16 protein-coding genes are annotated in these 14,857 nt (G+C 71.7%); 8 read left to right on the top strand and 8 right to left on the bottom strand.

Annotated features, from left to right (window positions below):
* Positions 1 to 46: 46 nt before the first annotated feature.
* Genes ACIOD2_RS19415 through ACIOD2_RS19425 form a run of 3 tightly spaced genes read left to right on the top strand, consistent with a single transcriptional unit; the run spans position 47 to position 3,605 of the window.
* Positions 47 to 592 (top strand): PadR family transcriptional regulator, encoded by a 546-nt coding sequence (locus ACIOD2_RS19415; protein WP_400539668.1) that lies wholly within the window; start codon positions 47 to 49, stop codon positions 590 to 592.
* Positions 589 to 2,601, top strand: coding sequence for an FAD-dependent oxidoreductase (locus ACIOD2_RS19420; protein ID WP_400539671.1), 2,013 nt, complete (start codon positions 589 to 591; stop codon positions 2,599 to 2,601). Before ACIOD2_RS19415 ends, ACIOD2_RS19420 begins: the two co-directional genes overlap by 4 nt.
* A 26-nt stretch (positions 2,602 to 2,627) precedes the next feature.
* Positions 2,628 to 3,605, top strand: a complete 978-nt coding sequence (locus tag ACIOD2_RS19425; protein ID WP_400539674.1) for a prephenate dehydrogenase — start codon at positions 2,628 to 2,630, stop codon at positions 3,603 to 3,605.
* Positions 3,606 to 3,667: 62 nt separating this feature from the next.
* Here the strand turns inward: ACIOD2_RS19425 and ACIOD2_RS19430 are convergent, their stop codons facing one another.
* Together ACIOD2_RS19430 and ACIOD2_RS19435 are read right to left on the bottom strand one after the other, a co-directional pair.
* On the bottom strand, positions 3,668 to 3,898 hold the full coding sequence (locus tag ACIOD2_RS19430) for an antitoxin (RefSeq protein WP_400539677.1): 231 nt from the start codon (positions 3,896 to 3,898) through the stop codon (positions 3,668 to 3,670).
* A gap of 23 nt (positions 3,899 to 3,921) precedes the next feature.
* Positions 3,922 to 5,889 (bottom strand): FUSC family protein, encoded by a 1,968-nt coding sequence (locus tag ACIOD2_RS19435; protein ID WP_400539679.1) that lies wholly within the window; start codon positions 5,887 to 5,889, stop codon positions 3,922 to 3,924.
* A gap of 68 nt (positions 5,890 to 5,957) precedes the next feature.
* On the opposite strand from ACIOD2_RS19435, the gene ACIOD2_RS19440 reads away from it, so the two are divergent.
* Entirely contained in the window at positions 5,958 to 6,407 is a 450-nt protein-coding gene (locus ACIOD2_RS19440; protein WP_400539682.1) for an SRPBCC family protein, read from the top strand.
* 144 nt (positions 6,408 to 6,551) lie between these two features.
* Positions 6,552 to 7,292 carry a polysaccharide deacetylase family protein gene (locus ACIOD2_RS19445; RefSeq protein WP_400540413.1) on the top strand — a complete coding sequence of 247 codons (741 nt, stop codon included), beginning with the start codon at positions 6,552 to 6,554 and terminating at the stop codon, positions 7,290 to 7,292.
* 3 nt (positions 7,293 to 7,295) lie between these two features.
* Here the strand turns inward: ACIOD2_RS19445 and ACIOD2_RS19450 are convergent, their stop codons facing one another.
* The 4 genes from ACIOD2_RS19450 to ACIOD2_RS19465 all read right to left on the bottom strand — a co-directional run bounded on the left by ACIOD2_RS19450 (position 7,296) and on the right by ACIOD2_RS19465 (position 9,974).
* Positions 7,296 to 7,775 (bottom strand): carboxypeptidase regulatory-like domain-containing protein, encoded by a 480-nt coding sequence (locus tag ACIOD2_RS19450; RefSeq protein ID WP_400539685.1) that lies wholly within the window; start codon positions 7,773 to 7,775, stop codon positions 7,296 to 7,298.
* Positions 7,772 to 8,377, bottom strand: coding sequence for a sigma-70 family RNA polymerase sigma factor (locus ACIOD2_RS19455; protein ID WP_323329089.1), 606 nt, complete (start codon positions 8,375 to 8,377; stop codon positions 7,772 to 7,774). The genes ACIOD2_RS19450 and ACIOD2_RS19455 overlap by 4 nt, the downstream gene beginning before the upstream one ends.
* A gap of 415 nt (positions 8,378 to 8,792) precedes the next feature.
* Entirely contained in the window at positions 8,793 to 9,470 is a 678-nt protein-coding gene (locus ACIOD2_RS19460; RefSeq protein ID WP_400539689.1) for an SGNH/GDSL hydrolase family protein, read from the bottom strand.
* A 9-nt stretch (positions 9,471 to 9,479) separates the two neighbouring features.
* Positions 9,480 to 9,974 carry a GbsR/MarR family transcriptional regulator gene (locus ACIOD2_RS19465; protein ID WP_400539691.1) on the bottom strand — a complete coding sequence of 165 codons (495 nt, stop codon included), beginning with the start codon at positions 9,972 to 9,974 and terminating at the stop codon, positions 9,480 to 9,482.
* 93 nt (positions 9,975 to 10,067) lie between these two features.
* Here ACIOD2_RS19465 and ACIOD2_RS19470 point away from each other — a divergent pair, with 93 nt between their 5' ends.
* Entirely contained in the window at positions 10,068 to 10,964 is an 897-nt protein-coding gene (locus tag ACIOD2_RS19470) for an ATP-binding cassette domain-containing protein (RefSeq protein ID WP_400539694.1), read from the top strand.
* A complete protein-coding gene (locus tag ACIOD2_RS19475) occupies positions 10,961 to 12,595 on the top strand; it encodes an ABC transporter permease (protein ID WP_400539697.1) in 1,635 nt (544 codons plus the stop codon). Before ACIOD2_RS19470 ends, ACIOD2_RS19475 begins: the two co-directional genes overlap by 4 nt.
* A 3-nt stretch (positions 12,596 to 12,598) precedes the next feature.
* On the opposite strand, the gene ACIOD2_RS19480 is transcribed toward ACIOD2_RS19475, so the two are convergent.
* Complete coding sequence (locus tag ACIOD2_RS19480; protein WP_400539700.1) at positions 12,599 to 12,925, bottom strand: hypothetical protein; 327 nt, start codon at positions 12,923 to 12,925, stop codon at positions 12,599 to 12,601.
* Positions 12,926 to 13,064: 139 nt separating this feature from the next.
* Between ACIOD2_RS19480 and ACIOD2_RS19485 the strand changes: the two genes are divergently transcribed.
* A complete protein-coding gene (locus ACIOD2_RS19485; protein WP_400539703.1) occupies positions 13,065 to 14,282 on the top strand; it encodes an MFS transporter in 1,218 nt (405 codons plus the stop codon).
* Here ACIOD2_RS19485 and ACIOD2_RS19490 read toward each other — a convergent pair.
* The gene (locus ACIOD2_RS19490) at positions 14,269 to 14,814 is read right to left on the bottom strand and encodes a TetR/AcrR family transcriptional regulator (protein WP_400539706.1); all 546 of its coding nucleotides are present in this window, start codon (positions 14,812 to 14,814) and stop codon (positions 14,269 to 14,271) included. The two genes, ACIOD2_RS19485 and ACIOD2_RS19490, sit on opposite strands and share 14 nt — an antisense overlap.
* Between the last annotated feature and the right edge of the window lie 43 nt (positions 14,815 to 14,857).

Below are 14,857 nucleotides of genomic sequence, written 5' to 3' on the forward strand. Positions count from 1 at the left end.
TGCGCGCCTCGTTGCACTGCACCTAGTTGCATAGGACCCTCGAACCATGGCTTTGGAGCACGCGATCCTCGTTTCGCTGTCCGAGCGCACCGGCTCGGGCTATGAGCTGACGCGCCGCTTCGAGAAGTCGATCGGGCTCTTCTGGAGCGCCACCCACCAGCAGATCTACCGCGTGCTGAAGCGGATGGAAGAGGCCGGCTGGGTGGCCGTCGACGTCGTCGCGCAGTCGGGGCGGCCGGACAAGAAGGTCTACACGGTCAGCGAAGGCGGACGCGCCGAGCTCGTCCGCTGGCTCGCCGAGCCGGACCCGTCGGCCGGGCCGGTCGAACTCGCCGTGAAGATCCGCGGCGCGACCTTCGGCGATCCCGGCGCCGTCGCGGCCGAGATCGTCCGGCACCGCGCGGCGCACGCCGAGCGCCTCGACGTCTACCGGCAGATCGAGAAGCGCGACTTCCCCGCCCCGGCCGGTCTCGAAGGCCGGCACCTGCACCAGTACCTGGTCCTGCGCGGCGGCATCCGCGTCGAGGAGGGCCAGGTCGAGTGGTTCGACGAAGTGCTCGCCGCCCTCCACCACGAGAAGGACGCCCGATGAGCGAATACCCGAACTTGCTGGCCCCGCTGGACCTCGGCTTCACGACCCTGCGCAACCGGGTGATCATGGGGTCGATGCACACCGGCCTCGAGGACAAGGCCGCGCACTTCCCCGAGCTGGCCGAGTACTACGCCGAGCGCGCCCGCGGTGGGGTCGGGCTGATCGTCACCGGCGGGTTCGCGCCGAACCGCACCGGCTGGCTGCTGCCGCTCGCGTCGAAGCTGACCACGTCCGCCGAGGCGCGGCAGCACCGGCAGCTCACCGCGCCGGTGCACGAGGCGGGCGGCAAGATCGCGCTGCAGATCCTGCACGCGGGCCGCTACGCCTACCACCCGCTGAGTGTCTCCGCGTCGAGCCGCAAGGCGCCGATCAACCCGTTCCGGCCGCGCGCGCTGACCGGTTACGGCGTGCACCAGCAGATCCGCGCCTTCGCCGACTGCGCCGCTCTCGCCCGGGACGCGGGCTACGACGGCGTCGAGATCATGGGGTCCGAGGGCTACCTGATCAACCAGTTCCTGGCCGAGCGCACCAACAAACGCACCGACGACTGGGGTGGCAGCCCGGAGAACCGCCGCCGGTTCGCCGTCGAGATCGTGCGGCGGACGCGGGAGAAGGTCGGCGACGACTTCGTCATCATCTACCGGCTTTCGATGCTCGACCTCGTGCCGGGTGGCCAGCGCTGGGAGGACGTCGTCGCGCTCGCGAAGGACGTCGAGGCCGCCGGGGCGACGATCATCAACACCGGCATCGGCTGGCACGAGGCCCGGGTGCCGACGATCGTCACGTCGGTGCCGCGCGCCGCGTTCACCTGGGTCACCGGGAAGCTCAAGCCGCACGTCGGGATCCCGGTGGTGACGTCGAACCGGATCAACATGCCGCAGGTGGCCGAGGAGGCCCTGGCGAGCGGCGACGCCGACCTCGTGTCGATGGCCCGGCCGTTCCTCGCCGATCCCGAGTGGATCCGGAAGGCCGAGAGCGGGCGTGAGGACGAGATCAACACCTGCATCGCGTGCAACCAGGCCTGTCTCGACCACGCCTTCAAGCGCAAGCCGGTGTCCTGCATGGTGAATCCGCGCGCCGGCCACGAAACGACGTTGACGCTCGCCCCGACCCGCCGCTCGAAGCACGTCGCCGTCGTCGGCGCCGGGCCGGCCGGGCTGTCGTCCGCCACCGCGCTCGCCGAACGCGGCCACCGCGTCGAGCTGTTCGAAGCGGACGACGAGATCGGCGGCCAGTTCGGCATCGCGCGGAAGATCCCCGGCAAGGAGGAGTTCGCCGAGACCATCCGCTACTACCAGCGGCGGCTCGAGGTGACCGGCGTGAAGCTGCACCTCGGCACCCGCGTCACCGCGGCGGACCTGACGGACTTCGACGAGGTCGTGGTGGCCACCGGCGTCGCGCCGCGGGTGCCGTCGCTGCCCGGCATCGACCACCCGAAGGTGCTGTCGTACGTGGACGTCGTCCGGCACGGGAAGCCGGTCGGCGACCGGGTCGCGGTGATCGGCGCCGGCGGGATCGGCGTCGACGTCAGCGAGTTCCTGACGCACACGGACTCCCCCGCGCTGAACCTCGACGCGTGGATGGCCGAGTGGGGCGTCACCGATCCCGAGCAGGCGCCCGGCGGGCTCGCCGAGCCGAAGCCCGAGCCGTCGCCGCGGCAGGTCTACCTGCTGCAGCGCAAGAAGTCCGGGATCGGCGCCGGGCTCGGCAAGACGTCCGGCTGGGTGCACCGCGCCGCGCTGAAGGCGAAGGGCGTCGAGCGGATTCCCGGCGTCACCTACGACCGGATCGACGACGCCGGCCTGCACCTCACCGTCGACGGCCGGGCGCGGCTGCTCGAAGTCGACACCGTCGTCGTCTGCGCCGGTCAGGAGCCCGTGCGGGACCTGGCCGACGAGCTGACGGCGGCCGGGCGGCCGGTGCACGTGATCGGCGGGGCCGACGTCGCCGCCGAACTCGACGCGAAACGCGCGATCGACCAGGGAACGCGGCTCGCGGCCGCGCTGTAGCCCGGGATGCCTCCCGCACTGGCAGGATGAACCCCGTGCGAGACGTATGCGTGATCGGGCTCGGGCTGATCGGCGGGTCGTTGCTGCGCGCGGCGGCCGCGAGCGGCCGCACGGCGTGGGGAGCGGCGATTTCCGAAGTGGACGCCGACGCGGCGAGCAGAGCGGGTTTCGACGTCACGACGGACGTCGAAGCGGCTTTGCACCGGGCAGCCGCGGACGACGCGCTGGTGGTCATGGCCGTCCCGCTGCCGGCCGTCGAGGACCTGCTGCGCCTGGTCGCCCAGCACGCGTCGCACTGCCTGCTCACCGACGTCACCAGCGTGAAGGCGCCGGTGCTGGACGCCGTCCGCCGCCGGGTGCCGTACACGCGGTACGTCGGCGGGCACCCGATGGCCGGGACGTCGCACTCGGGCTGGCTGGCCAGTGACGCTTCGCTGTTCCGGGGCGCCGCGTGGGTCGTCGCCGTCGAAGAGGACACCGATCTCGAAGCCTGGGCCGAGGTCGCCCAGCTGGTGCTCGACCTCGGCGCGCACGTCGTGCCGCTGCCCGCGGAGTCGCACGACGAGGCCGTCGCGCGGATCTCGCACCTGCCGCACCTGTTCGCCGCGATCCTCGCCACCATCGGCGCCGAAGGTGGCCCGCTGGCGATGTCGCTGGCGGCCGGGTCCTACCGCGACGGGACGCGCGTCGCCGGGTCGAACCCGCACCTCGTGCGCGCGATGACCGAAGGTAACCGGGACGCGCTGCTCCCGATCGTCGACGAGGCACTCGGCCGGCTCGGCGCCGCGCGCGGTTCGCTGGCGTCGACCGGCGGCCTGGCGGCGACGATCAACGCGGGACACGAAGGCGCGCAAGCGCTTGCGGCCAGCCTCGACGTCGAGCGGGCGGGCGTCCGGATCAGCCTGTCCGCCCCGGACGCACGCGACGGCCTGATCGCGCTCGGCGAGCGCGGCGGCCGGATCACCGGCCTCGCGGACGGGATCGCGACCGGCGAAGTCCAGTAGTCCGTGAAGGCCACCTTGAGGGACTCAGAGTCCCTCAAGGTGGCCTTCACGGACTTGGGAACCTACTGGGCCGGCGGAGCGGGCGGGGCGGGCGGCGGGTTGTCCGGGGTGTCGTCGAACTTGTTGAGGAAGTCCTTCGCCTTCTCGACGCCGCCGTCGATCTGCGAGTCGTGGCCGGCGAACTTCGACTTCGCGAAGTCGGCCGCCTTGTCGAGCCCCTGCTCGATCTTGTCGTTGTGCTCGCGCAGGGCCTCTTCGGCCTTGCCCTTCAACGCGTCGAAGTCGATTCCCATGAGTGCATTGAACCGCACTCGTGTCACGTACGCCGGTGATAGGGCAGAAACCGCCTGACCAGCCGCAACGGCGTGTGTTCGACCAGGTCCGGCCCGCGGACCGCGTCGAACGCCGACTCGAGCTGGTCGACCACCCCGGCCAGCTGGTCGCTGTCCGGCAGTGGCAACGAGTCCGGCGCCCGCTGCTCGCGGATCGACGACGCCAGCTCGTCGAGCGCGGTGGTGATCAGCTCGACGTCGGCCGGGGCCGGTGGGGTCACCCCTCGCCCGATCGTCACGCCGACCTCCGTCACGGCGTCGGCGACCCGTTCCTGCGCGGCGATGACCGGCCACCACGCCACCGCCTGGCGGCCGTTGGCCGACGGCTCGACGACCACCTGCTGGAACGCCGTCCGCAGGTCGGCCAGCGACCGGTAGGCACCGCGCCGGGCCCGGGACCGCGCCAGCCGCGCGTCCCCCGAAGACGCCTCGACCAGCGCGCACTCGACGTACTTCGCGACGGCGTCCAGCCCGTCGGCCAGCCGGCCGCCGACCTGGGGACGGCGGCTGCCGGGCCACAGCAGGTACCCGAAGACCAGGACGATCACGCAGCCCAGCACCGTGTCGACCAGCCGCGCGACGACGACGTCCCAGCTCCCGGTGTTCGCCAGGTCCATCTGCAGGATGATCAACGGCGTCACGAACGCGCTGAGGATGCCGTAGTTGCGCACCTTCCCGACCGCGACGCCGCCGGCGAAGATCGCGATCAGCGCCACCAGGATCCAGCCGCGCCCGCCCGCGGCGAGCACCACGGCACCGATCCCGACGCCGACGACCGTGCCGATCCCGCGCAGCACCGCGCGGCCGAAGACCGAGCCGAAGTCCGGCTTGAGCACGATCCCGACGGTCAGGGTGATCCAGTACGAGCGTTCCAGCGGCACGAGCAGCCCGACGACCTCGGCGATCGCGACGCACAGCGTCAGCCGGGCCGCGGCGATCCAGGTCAGCGGGCCGGACGCGAGCGAGCCCGCCCACGTGCGCAGGCGCCGGTACCAGGGGGTCGGCTCGCGGCGCTTCCGGTCGTCACCCTTCCCGATCCGGACCAGCCCGGCGTACAGCGCGGCCCGCAGCGGGTCGGCGTCGTCGTCGGGTTCCGGTGGCGGTTCGGGCAGCGGCTGGCTCGCCAGCACGGCCGCCGACAGCGCGACGAAGTGGTCGATGACGTCGCCGGACACGCGACGCCCGGCGTTGACCATCGCCACCGACGCCTCGACCGCGGGGGTCGTCGCCGAGAGCAGGTTGAGCAGCTGGCGGTACGCGGCGTCGCGGCCGGACAGCCACGAGCGCGCGGTGAGCAGCTGGTCGTAGGCGGTGTTCATGGCCGTGGTCAGCCGGTGGCGGGCCACCCGCGAGACGGCCTCGTCGGTCGCCGAGAGCATCGCGGCCAGCTCGACGTAGACGTGCGCGACGGCGCTGCGCTCGGCGCTGGTCGCGCGGACCGTCCAGGTGACGAGCGCGACCAGCAGGCTCCAGACCGCGCCGATGCAGAAGTAGCCGAGCAGGATCTCGACGCGCACGCCGGTCGCGTGCTGGCCGGTGCCGAGCACGCAGAACACGAACATCTGCAGCCCGGCGACCGAGGCGTTGCTGCCGGCCGCGCTGATCAGCGCGGACACCGCGGCGACCAGGATCACCGCGGGCACGGACAGCGCGGGCGTGCCGCCGGTGAGCAGGCCGACGACGTAGCCGGCGGTCGCGGCGAGCGTCGCGCCGCCGAGGCGTCGCGCGCGGTAGCGGTACGGGCCCGCCGACTCGGACAGGACGGCGGGCAGGGCACCGGTGGAGATCAGGGCGCCCACGGCGATGTCGCCCATCGCGTAGCCCACGGCCAGCGGGACGGCGAGCGCGATCACGGCCCGGGCGACCATGTTCCAGGGCACCGGGACCGGCTTGCTCCGCAACAGCTGGACCAGCCAGTGCGGCGCGGCGATGTCGGGGCGCGGCGTGCTCACGCCCCCATCTTGACCTACGCTGCCGGGAACGCTTAATTATCAACCTGTCAACAACGTGGGAGGTTCCGGTGGGCCGCAAGTACTCCTTCGAGGTCAACCGCACGAGCACCGCGCCGCCGTCGGCGTTGTTCGCGCGCGAAGCCGACGGCCCGCGCTGGGCGGAGTGGGGAAAACCACTGATCATCCAGGCGAGCTGGGTCCGGCAGGGCACCGAGGAGCCGAACGGCGTCGGCGCCGTCCGCGCGGTCGGCCTGTGGCCGGTGCTGATCAAGGAGGAGACGGTCGAGTACGAGCAGGACCGCCGGCACGTCTACACGTTCTTCGGGCCCAACCCGATCAAGGACTACCGGGCCGAGGTGTTCTTCACCCCGACCGTCGACGGCGGCACGCACCTGCGCTGGACCGGCTCGTTCACCGAGCCCGTGCGCGGCAGCGGCCCGATCGTGGCCGCCGGTCTCAAGAGCGCCATCCGGCTGTTCTCGGCGAAGCTGGTCAAGGCGGCCGAAACCGGGCACTGACCTGGGTGCCCCAGGCCACACAAGATCGTTCTGACGCAACTCCGCGCCCCACCCCCGCGTCACCCTTTCGGGTAGTCCTCGACTACCGCTCGGAAGGGGGACGTGGGGATGTTCAGCAAGAAGCGACACGGACGAGTGACAGCGGTGGTGGCCGCGGCGGTCTTGGCCCTCACGGCGTGTTCGAGCGCCCAGCCGGCGCCGCCCGAGCCGAGCCAGCCGAACCCGGCCCCCGGCGGCCGCGCCGGCACGACGCCGCCCGGGCCGTACGCGTTCGGCACCGTGCAGCAGAAGGCGCCCGCCGTGGCGAACGGCGAGGTCCAGGTCGTCCGCAAGATCACCACGGACAAGCCGTACGTCTTCCTCACGATGGACGACGGCGCGGTCAAGGACCCGGACGCGCTCAAGCTGATGCAGCAGTCCGGCACGCACCCGGTGCTGTTCCTGAACCAGAAGTACGTGAAGGGCCACGAGGCCTACTTCAAGCAGATCCTCGACGCGACCGGCGCGACGCTCGGCGACCACACGGTCGACCACCCGAACCTCAAGGGCAAGCCGTTCGAGTTCCAGCGCAAGGAGATCTGCGACGACGCCGACGACTTCCAGAAGGGTCTCGGCGTGCGGCCGTCGATCTTCCGGCCGCCGTTCGGCAACTACGACCACACCACGCTGCGCGCGGCGGCCGCGTGCGGGATGCGCGTCGCGGTGCTGTGGACGGCCGCGGTCAACGACGGGCACGTCCAGTTCCAGGCCGGCGACAAGCTGAAGCCGGGCGACATCGTGCTGATGCACTTCCGGAAGACCTTCAAAGAGGACTACACGGCGTTCGTCGAGCAGGCGAAGAAGGACGGGCTCACGCCCGTCCCCCTCGCCGACTTCCTGGGCTGATCGCTAAAGCACCACGGTTGGCGTGACAACGGTCCGGCGGCACGTCACGTCACCCAGGTGCACCAGGATCTGCGTGGTCCCGCGGGGCACGTTGTCGAGCACGAACCGGCCGCCTTCGTCGGCGGTCGTGGACGTCGTCCCGTGCTCGGCGACCCGCACCTCGACGCCGTACTGCCCGGCCGGCACCAGCCAGCCGTCGATGCGGTGCTGCTTGCCGATCTTGGTCAGGTTGATCATCACGGTCAGGTCGCTGACGGTGAAGGTGATCGTGCCGGTACCACTGCCGCGCACGCCGGCCAGGGTGTCGAGCCGTTCCCAGCGGGCGACCTCGACGTCGAGGTCCTCCAGCGCGAGCGCGAACTGGACCCGCTGCACCAGGTCGTCCGGCACGGGATCGAGCTCGTCGAGCAGGCGGCCGATGTCGGCCAGCAGGATTTCGTCGTCCGCGGAGGCCGTGCCTCCCGGTGCCCCGACTTCGTTCATCGGCTGCCCCCTTCACTGGCGAGGAGATCGCGCATCTGGTCGAGGCAGCGCCCTCTGGTCGGTCCGACGCTGCCGCGCGGCATCCGCAACGCTTCGGCGACGAGCTGGTACTCCGCGCGGCCCGCGAGAACGGTCAGCCGGAGCAACTCCTGACAGCGGTGGGGCAGCCGGACGAAGGCGCGCCAGACCCGGCGGTCGCGGTCGGCGCGGACGGCTTCGTCTTCGGGAGCCGGTTGGGTGCTGGGCATGGCTTCGGCCACCTCGTCGCTCAGCGGGACGGGTTGCATGCGGCGGCCGTGGGGGTGGGTGGCCTCACGCCGGGTCGTGGTGATCAACCAGGCGGCGAGGGCCTTGGGATCACGCAGCTTCCCGAGCTGGCTGAAGAGCGCGAGCCACACGGTCTGGACGACGTCCTCGGCGACCGAGCGGTCGAGCCCGTTCGCCCGGGCCACGTGCCAGACGAGCGGGGTGAGCTCGTCGACCAGGCGGGCCATCGCCTGACGGTCGCCTTCTCTGGCCGCGTGCATGCAGGCGGCATGCAGCTCGGCGCCGGTCAGGCCCTCCCAAGGAGGATCAACCTCTGCGGTTTGCACGTCGGTCACCGTATCTGCCCCTCTTCGGAAACGTCTTCGAGTCGGCTTCGGCAGTATCGCGGGTCCTTCGGGGGGAAGGAGCGTGCAGGTGGATCTGGGATACATCAAGTCTCTTAGTTCGTCGGTCGCTCTCGGTCAACGGCTTCGTGGGAGGTACCGGCCGACGCGTGGACGCGCGCCGACCGGTACTCCCCTCCCTCACGGGCCCGCTCCCCAACGGGCCCCGCCGGATGACCCCTCCCCCGAAGGGCACCCGGCCGACGGTGTCCGGGGGCCCCCTCGGCTCCCGGCCACCGCGTTTTCCTCCGAACCCGGCAACCCCCTGCCCGATCCGATCTCCGTGCTTGGCTGCTCCACAGGACGCAGTGGGGGGACCCCCAGATACACGAATGCCGAAGTTTTTTCGAAGCTCGACGGAACGCGGCTACTTGATCACCGAGAGTGCGGCGGCAAGCGTTTGTGCCCATCGGGCGTAACCCGCCGGGCCGGGGTGGAACCGGTCCGACGCGAAGGCCGCGGGGTCGAGGAGGTCGGGAGCCATCGGCACGTGGGTGACGCCGGGGCCGCGCGCCACGGCGGCCGCCGCCGCGTCGAGCGCGGTGGACCGGGCGGCGAGGACGTCCCGTAGCGGCCGCGGGAGTGACGGGAACCGGGACATCGGCGGCACCCCGGCGAGGACGACGTCGACCGGGCCGAGCCGGCGTCGCAGGTCGACGACCAGGGCCAGCAGGTCACGGCGGTAACCCGCGGCGGTCCGCAGCTCGATCGTGTCGTTGACGCCGAGCGCGACCACGACGAGGTCGGCAGGCCGTACCTCCGGCGCCAGCTCGGCGCGCACGGTCCGGGCGTTGGCCCCGGTCCGGCCGACGGCCTGCCAGCGCACGGCCCGGCCGTCCTTCGCGAGTTCACGGGCGAGGCAGCCGGTCAGCGCTTCTTCGTGGGTGGCCGCACCGACGCCGTCCACAGTGGATTCGCCGAGCACGGCCAGCCGGAAGGGCTCACCGGGGCCGTCGACGAGGCCCTCGGCCGGCCCGGCGGCGCCAGGCAGCCGTGGCGTTGTCCGTTTGACGTACAGGGCTTGAGCGGCGAGAAGGAGGATCACGCCTCGACGTTAGTTGGCGCCGTTCTTCGCTTCGCGGAGCTTGTGCCAGCGCTCGTACATGCCGTTGAGCTCTTCGAGCATGAACGACAGGAAGTCCCGCATCTCGGCGAGCCGTTCGCCGGCGGGTGAGCCCTCGCCGAGGGCCTCGATGCCGTTCTCGGCGGCGTCCCGCCACATGATGATCATGCGGTCGCGCTTGAGGAACGTGGCGTACCAGAGGTCGTCGAAGAGGCGGTAGTGGTCACGGCGCTCGCCGGGCTCGCGCTCCTTGGCGACCAGGCCGATCTGCTCGAGGAACCGCACGGCGCCGGAGACGGCCGCCGGGCTGACCGACAGCTGCGAGGCCAGGTCGGCCGCGGTCAGCCGGCCTTCGTCGGTGGTCATCAGGGCCGCGAACACCCGCGCGGACATGCGCTGCATCCCGATCTGCGAAAGGACGAGCGCGAGGCTCTCGACGTACCGGCGGACGGCGTCTTCATCTCTCTTCGTGTCAGGCGTCGTCATCGGCCCATCCTCCCGTACCGGTCCGTCAAGATCACTCCATCCAGACATTTTCTTAACTTCACAACTTCGTGAAATCAGTGTAGCTTCCGAAGCATGGAAAATGCCATCGCGATCTCCGGCTTGCACAAGTCGTTCGGCCGGACCAAGGCCTTGGACGGCCTCGATCTGCAGGTACCTACTGGGGAAGTACACGGTTTTCTCGGCCCGAACGGCGCCGGGAAGTCGACCACCGTCCGGGTCCTGCTGGGTCTGCTCCACGCGGATTCGGGGGACGTCCGGCTGCTCGGCGGCGACCCCTGGAAGGACGCGGCGAGCCTGCACCGCCGCCTGGCCTACGTGCCCGGCGACGTCAACCTCTGGCCCAACCTCTCCGGCGGCGAGGTGATCGACCTGCTCGGCCGGCTGCGCGGCGGGCTCGACGAGAAGCGCCGCGCCGACCTCGTCGAGCGGTTCGACCTCGACCCGAAGAAGAAGGGGCGGACGTACTCCAAGGGCAACCGGCAGAAGGTGGCCATCGTCGCCGCGCTGGCGTCCCGGGTCGACCTGCTGATCCTCGACGAGCCGACGTCCGGCCTCGACCCGCTGATGGAGGCGACGTTCCAGTACGCCATCCAGGAAGAGCGCGAACAGGGCCGCACCGTGCTGCTCTCCAGCCACATCCTCGCCGAGGTCGAGGCGCTCTGCGACAAGGTCAGCATCATCCGCAACGGCCGCACGGTCGAGTCGGGCACGCTCGCCGAGCTGCGGCACCTGACCCGGACGTCGATCACCGCCGAGCTGGCCGGGCCGCCCAACGGGCTGGCGAAGCTGGAGAACGTCCACGACCTGAAGGTCGACGGCAACCGCGTCCGGTTCGACGTCGAAACCCGCTCGCTCGACGAAGCGCTGCGCCAGCTGACCCAGGTCGGCGTGCGGAGCCTGGTCAGCCAGCCGCCGACGCTGGAAGAGCTGTTCCTGCGCCACTACACCACCGAGGCGAGCGCGAAATGACCGCGACCCTCTCCCGCGAAGCCGAGACCGCGCCCGCGCACGAACTGGCCGGCACCTGGCACCTGACGCGCCTCGCGCTGCGCCGCGACCGCGTGATCCTGCCGATCTGGATCGTGCTGCTGAGCATCGTCCCGGCCAGCACCGTCAAGACGTTCGCGCAGTTCTACCCGACGGCCGCCGACCGGGCCGGCCTGCAGGCGGGCGCGACCGCCAACCCGTCGTACGCGCTGCTCTACGGGCCGCCGTTCGACCTGACCACCGCCGGCGGGTTCATCGCCTGGCGCATGTGCGGGTTCCTGGCGCTGCTGATCGGGCTGATGGCGGTCTTCACCGTCACCCGGCACACCCGCGCCGAGGAGGACACCGGGCGTGCCGAGCTGCTCGCGTCCGCGGTCGTCGGCCGGTACGCGGCGCTGACCGCCGGCGTGCTGGTGTCCGCCGGGGCGAGCGTGCTGATCGGCCTGATCCAGGTCGGCTCGATGATCGGCGCGGGCCTGCCCGCGGCCGGTTCGCTCGCCTTCGGCGCGTCGATCGCGCTGGCCGGGCTGGTGTTCACCGCCGTCGCGGCGGTCGCCGTCCAGCTCGCCGAGTACTCGCGCACGGCCAACGGGATCGGCACGGCCGTGGTCGGCGCCGCGTTCCTGCTGCGCGGCGCCGGTGACTCCACTGTGGACGCTCGCTGGCTGTCGTGGCTCTCGCCGATCGGCTGGGTGCAGCAGATCCGCGCGTTCGCCGTCGAACGCTGGTGGGTGCTGCTGCTGCCGGTGGCGCTGGCCATGGTGATCGGCGCGGCGGCGTACTGGCTGCTCCCCCGCCGTGACGTCGGGGTCGGCATCCTGCCGCCGCGGCCGGGCCCGCCGCGCGCGGCCGCGAGCCTGCGGTCCCCGCTCGCGCTGGCGTGGCGGCTGCACCGCGGCCCGCTGCTCGGCTGGACGATCGGGATGGCCGTCGTCGGCGCGGTGTTCGGCTCGATCGCCAGCGGCATCGGCGGCCTGGTCGGCTCGAGCCCGCAGGCGCTGCAGATCATGGAACGGCTCGGCGGCGCGCACAGCCTCACGCAGGCGTTCCTCGCCACGATGGCCGGCATGTTCGCCATGGTCGCGTCGCTGTACGGCATCCAGGCGGTACTGAGGATGCGCGGCGAGGAGACGGCGATCCGGCTCGAACCGGTGCTGGCGACCAGCGTCGGCCGGCTGCGCTGGGCCGCGGGCCACCTGCTGTTCGCCTTCTTCGGCACGGCGCTGCTCCTGCTGGCCGGCGGCCTGTTCCTGGGGCTGGCCAACGGCCTGCGCACCCACGACGTCGGCGGCTCGGTCGGCGACATGCTGAGCGGGATGCTGGTCCAGCTGCCCGCGACGTGGGTGGTGATCGCGCTGGCGGTGACGATCTTCGGCCTGCTGCCGGCCTACTCGGCCGCGGCCTGGGGCGTCGGCGCGCTGGCCCTGCTGATCAGCCTGCTCGGCCCGATCCTCGACCTGCCGCAGGGCGCGCTGGACGTCTCGCCGTTCCAGCACCCGCCGAAGATCCCGGGCCACGCGTTCGTGGCGACGCCGTTGGTCTGGCTCCTGGTGGTCGCGGCCGTCGCGCTGGGCGCGGGGCTGGCGGGCTGGCGCCGCCGCGACGTCGGTTAGCGCTCAGTCCTGGCTCGTTGTGACCACCAGCGAGGTCGACGTCGGGGTGGGGGTGGTCGTCGACGGCGTCGGCGCCACCGTCACCTCGACGAGGCTGGTCGACGTGGTCGGCGGCGCGGTTTCGACGGCGGTGACCGTCGACGCCGGTGGCGCGGGAGCCGTGACGGTGACGGGCCGGACGGGAGCGGACGACGTCGGCGTCGGCTGGCTGAACTCGGCGGGCCGCGAGGCCGGGCGGCCCGCGACGAGCAGTGCGGCCACCAGCAGTCCGGTGGCGAAGCCCGCCAGCCCGATCACGACGGCGGAGCCCCAGCTGGGTCGGGTGGACATCCGGGCACCCCCTCGCAACGCGAAGCGCAGGTACGAGGAAACTCGCGTCGATCTTAGCTCTTGTTACACACTGTTCGCATTGAGCGTATTTGACTCAACTTTCTTGCATCCGATGCGCTCATGTGCCAGGTTCACGATCATGGGGGCGTTGAAGAACCGGGATTTCCGGCGACTGTGGCTGGCCGACCTGGTGAGCCAGCTCGGCAGCCGGATCGACGTACTGGCCGTGCCGCTGCTCGCGACCACCGTGCTCGGCGCGTCGGTCTTCGAGGTCTCGCTGCTGCGGACCGCCGAGACCCTCCCCTACCTGGTGCTCGGCCTGCAGGCCGGCGCCTGGTGCGACCGCGTGCGCCACCGCCCGGTGCTGATCGCCGCGGACTTCGGCCGGGCCGCGCTGATCGGCTCGATCCCGGTCGCGGCGCTGTTCGGCGTCCTCGGGCTGCCGCAGCTGCTGGCGGTCGTCTTCGGCGTCGGCTTCCTGACGATGTTCTTCGACATCGCCCACCAGACGTACCTGCCGCGGCTGGTGACGCGCGAGCAGCTGCCGGACGCCAACGCCCGGCTCGCGACGAACCTGTCGATGGCCGCGGTGGCGGGCCCGAGCGCGGCCGGGTTCATCGTGCAGGTCCTGGGCAACGCGACGGCACTGGCCGCCGACGCCCTCAGCTACCTGTGGTCAGCGCTCTGGCTGCGCCGGATCAAGACGCCCGACGTGCGGCCGGAGCCCCGGGAGCGGCACCTGCTGCGCGAGATCGGCGAAGGCCTCCGGGTGGTCCGCGGCCACCCGATCCTGCGGGCCATCAGCGCGTACTACGCGTTCACGAGCTTCTTCCAGTCGATGCACCTGGCCATCGTGATCGTCTTCCTCAGCCGCGAGGTCGGCCTCGCGCCCTGGGTGATCGGCCTGCTCAGCACGTCCTCGCTGACCGGCGCGCTCGCGGCGGGGCTCACCGCGCGCCGGCTCGGCGACGGCGTCGGCGCGGTGCGCGCCTTCTTGAGCGGCTCTCTGCTGTTCGGCCTGGCGTACCAGCTCTACCCGTTCACGGATCGCGGCTGGGCGCTCGGGTGCTACGTCGTCGCCGGGTTCTGCGCGAGTTACGGCGTGATCGTCAAGAGCGTCTTCGGCACCAGCTTCCAGCAGGCGATCACGCCGCCGGAGCTGCTGGGCCGGGTCAACTCGATCACCCGCACGCTGATCTCCGGCGTCATCCCGCTCGGCAGCCTCGCCGGCGGCGGACTGGCGGGACTGCTCGGCATGCGGGCCACGCTGCACGTCGCGGCCGCCGGGATCCTCGTGTCGGTCGTGCTCCTGGTGCCGCTGCGGAAGCTGCGCGACCTGCCGGTCATGGCGTCCTGAGGCCGTCGACGACCACGCGGACCAGGTGCGCGCTCCCCGGCGAATACCGCTCGACGGCCAGGCAGCCGACGATGAGCGCGCGCAGGTCGTCCCCGTCGATGTCCGCGCGGACGGCACCGGCGGCCTGGGCGCGTTCGAGCAGGACTGCGAAGGCGACGCGGAAGTCGTCACCCGCGTCGGCCTTGAAGCCGGTGCCGGTGGACTCGGTGAGGGCGTCGCAGAGGGCGCGGTTGAGCGAGGCCTGCGTGATGACGCGGGCGAAGTAGTCGAAGAACACCTCGCCGGGGTCGTCGGCGGCGGCGAGCGCGCGCGCCTCCTCGGCGAACTGGTCGATGCGTTCGAGGACGACGGCCTGGAAGAGCGCTTCCTTGCTGGGGAAGTGCCGGTAGACGGTGCCGGCCCCGACCCCGGCCAGCCGCGCGATGTCGTCGAGGGGCACCGCCAGCCCCTCGGCGGCGAACGCCTCTTCGGCGGCAGCCAGGACCTTCGCCCGGTTGCGCCGCGCGTCCGCGCGCAGGCCGGTTTTCTCCATCAAGATCCTCCTCGTTGACAAACGGAACGATGGCTCCGTATTG

It is taken from the genome of Amycolatopsis sp. NPDC088138, from assembly GCF_044741685.1.
Lineage (GTDB): Bacteria > Actinomycetota > Actinomycetes > Mycobacteriales > Pseudonocardiaceae > Amycolatopsis.